The organism is Planomonospora algeriensis (assembly GCF_977012225.1).
Genome location: NZ_CDRNDK010000589.1, coordinates 1 through 3,301, shown reverse-complemented (window position 1 = coordinate 3,301; position 3,301 = coordinate 1). Strand labels below are relative to the sequence as shown.

1 protein-coding gene is annotated in these 3,301 nt (G+C 72.6%); it reads left to right on the top strand.

The features are described 5' to 3' along the window. Window positions 1-17: 17 nt before the first annotated feature. Window positions 18-3,301 (top strand): SDR family NAD(P)-dependent oxidoreductase (locus ACWJ6R_RS32905; protein WP_449065958.1); only part of this gene is annotated, 3,284 nt, incomplete at its 3' end.

The window sequence follows — 3,301 nt, the reverse complement described above, 5'->3', positions numbered from 1 at the left end:
CCGATGCGGTGGGGGCGGTGCGTTCGGCGGGGGCCGGGGTGCTGGTGGAGGTGGGGCCGGGGGCGGTGCTGAGTGCGCTGGCGGGTCAGGTCCTGGAGGGTGATGAGGGTGTGCTGGTGGTGCCGGCGGTGCGGGGGGATCGGGGTGAGGCGCGGGGTCTGGTGGAGGCGCTGGCCCGTCTTCACGCGTCGGGGGTGGCGGTCGATTGGGAGGCGTTCTTCTCGGGGGTGCCCGCCAGGCATGTCGAGCTGCCCACGTACGCCTTCCAGCGCAAGCGGTACTGGCTGGAATCAGGCAGATCCGGCGGCGACGTGGCGGCAGCCGGGCTCAGCGCCATCGACCATCCGATGCTCAGCGCGGTCATCCCGACCCCCGGCGGCGACGGTCTCACACTCACCGGGCGTCTCTCCCTGACCACGCTGCCCTGGCTCGCCGATCACGCGGTCAACGGTACGGCCATCCTCCCCGGCACGGGGTTCCTCGAGCTGGCGCTCCACGCCGCGACCGAGACCGAGGACTGCGAGACCGTCTCCGAACTGACTCTGCAGACTCCTTTGGTCCTCACGCACGACCACCCCGTCCAACTCCAGGTCGTCGTGGACGCCCCCGACGGCAGCGGCCACCGCGGCCTGGCCGTGTACTCCAGGGTGGAAGGCACGACCACCTGGCAGCGGCACGCCCAGGGAACACTCGGTCCCGTCGCCGCCGCACCGGGCTTCGACCTGGAGCAGTGGCCACCGCCGGGCGCGCAGCCCGTCGACGTCGACGACCTCTACGACGACCTGGCCGCCACCGGCCTGGAGTACGGCAGCGCCTTCCAGGGCCTGGTGAGCGCCTGGCAGCGCGACGGCGTCGTCTACGCCGAGATCGCCCTGCCCGATCACGTGCAGTCCGGCGCGGAGCGGTTCGGGTTCCACCCCGCCCTCCTCGACGCGGTGCTGCACTCCATCACACTCGGCGATCTCCTGCCGCCCAGCGAGCCCGGCCACCCGTTCCTTCCCTTCACCTGGTCGGGAGTCTCGGTGCACGCGGCGGGCGGCACGACGGCGCGGGTACGGACCGGTGCCAAGGGGCCGGGTGAGCTCTCGCTGAGCGTCGCCGATCATACCGGCGCGCCGATCCTCACGGTGGACTCCCTGGTGGTCAGACCCGTGGCGACGGAGCTGTCTCCTGAGCACACGCCGTACGTGCTGGACTGGGTGAGCGTCCCGGCCGGAGGACCGGAGCCCGGACGGGTGGTGGAACTCCAGGATCCCTCCTCCCTGGACGAGGCGATCGGCGCGGAGCAGGTCCTCGTGCGCGTCCCGGCCGGTGTGGGCCGTGAGCGGACGTACGAGGTGCTCGAACTCGTCCAGAGATGGCTCGCGGACGAGCGGCTGGCGCAGTCGCAGCTGGTGCTGGTGACCAGTGGCGCGGTCGGCGCAGCCGAGGGCGACGTGCCCGACCTGTCCACCGCTCCGATCTGGGGGCTGATCCGATCGGCCCAGTCCGAGCACACCGGACGGTTCGTCCTCCTCGACACCGACGGCGACCCTGACTCGGAAGCCATGCTGCTGCGTGCCTGCACCTCCGGTGAGCCGCAGCTGGCCCTGCGGTCAGGCGCCATCCGCGTGCCGCGGATCGTGCCGGCGGCCGGCGCACCGGTGGTCGAACGCCCGTCCGAACCCTCGGCGGGTACGGTGCTGCTGACCGGAGGCACCGGTGAGCTCGCCGGTCTGGCCGCGCGCCGGCTCGTCACCGAGTACGGGATCCGGCACCTGTTGCTGGCCGGCCGCCGCGGCCCGGCGGCGCCCGGAGCCGACGATCTGCTGGCCGAGCTCACGTCACTCGGCGCGCAGGTCACGCTCGCCGCCTGCGACGTGGCTGATCACGCCGAGCTCGCCGCCCTGCTGGCGGCCATCCCCGATGACCGGCCGCTGACCGGTGTCGTCCACCTGGCCGGAGTCGTCGACGACGGCGCCGTCACGTCGCTGACCCGAGAACGGATCGACCGGGTCTTCGCGCCGAAGGCGGATGCGGCCTGGCATCTGCACGAGCTCACCGGCGGCCTCGACCTGTCGTTCTTCGTGATGTACTCCTCCGTCGCAGGCACGGTCGGCAGCGCCGGCCAGGCGAACTACGCCGCGGCCAACGCCTATCTGGACGCGCTGGCGGCGCACCGCCGCGCGCAGGGGCTGCCCGCCCTCTCCCTGGCCTGGGGACTGTGGGAGACCGGCGGCGGCATGGCGGGCGCGCTCAGCCAGGCTGATGTGGCCCGGCTCGGCCGGATAGGGCTCGCGCCGCTCCCGGCGGCGCAGGGCATGTCCCTGTTCGATGCGGCGCTCGCGCTCGACGAGGGGGTGCAGATCCTGGCCCGCCTCGACACCGCGGCGCTGCGCCGCCAAGACGAGATCCCCGCGGTGTTCCGCGCGCTGGTCAAACCTCAGGTGCGACGGGCCGCGGCGGCCAGGCCGGTGCGAGCGGGAGCCGACAAGGTGGCACTGCTCTCACTCATCAGGACGAACATCGCGCTCGTGCTCGGGCACGCCGACGCCGAGGCGGTGGACGTCGAGTCCGCCTTCAAGGATCTCGGCTTCGACTCGCTGAGCTCCGTCGAGCTGCGCAACCGGCTCAACGCCGCCACCGGGCTGCGGCTGCCCGCCACCCTGCTGTTCAACTTCCCCACCGCGGACGCGCTCGCCGAGCATCTGCAGGAGCAGCTCACCGGCGCCTCACGCGCCGACCGGGTGAGCGCCCGCACGAGCTCCGCGGACGAGCCCATCGCGATCGTCGGCATGGCCTGCCGCTATCCCGGCGGTGTGGCCTCGCCCGACGACCTCTGGCGCCTCCTCGTTCGGGCCGACGACGCGATCACCGGCTTCCCCGGCAACCGCGGCTGGGATCTGGAGCGGCTCTACGATCCCGACCCGGCCCACTCGGGTACGAGCTACGCGCGCGAAGGCGGCTTCCTCCACGATGCCGACCGGTTCGACGCCGCCCTGTTCGGTATCTCGCCGCGCGAGGCCACCGCGATGGACCCGCAGCAGCGATTGCTGCTGGAGACGTCGTGGGAGGCGATCGAACGAGCGGGCATCAGCCCGAAGGCGATGCGCGGCAGCCGTACGGGTGTGTTCGCCGGCGTGATGTACCACGACTACGGGGGCCGTCTGCCCTATGCACCCGAGGGGTTCGAGGGCTTCGTCCTCAACGGCAGCGCGGGCAGCATCGCCTCGGGCCGGGTGTCGTACACGTTCGGGCTGGAGGGTCCGGCGGTGACGGTGGACACGGCGTGCTCGTCGTCGCTGGTGGCGCTGCACCTGGC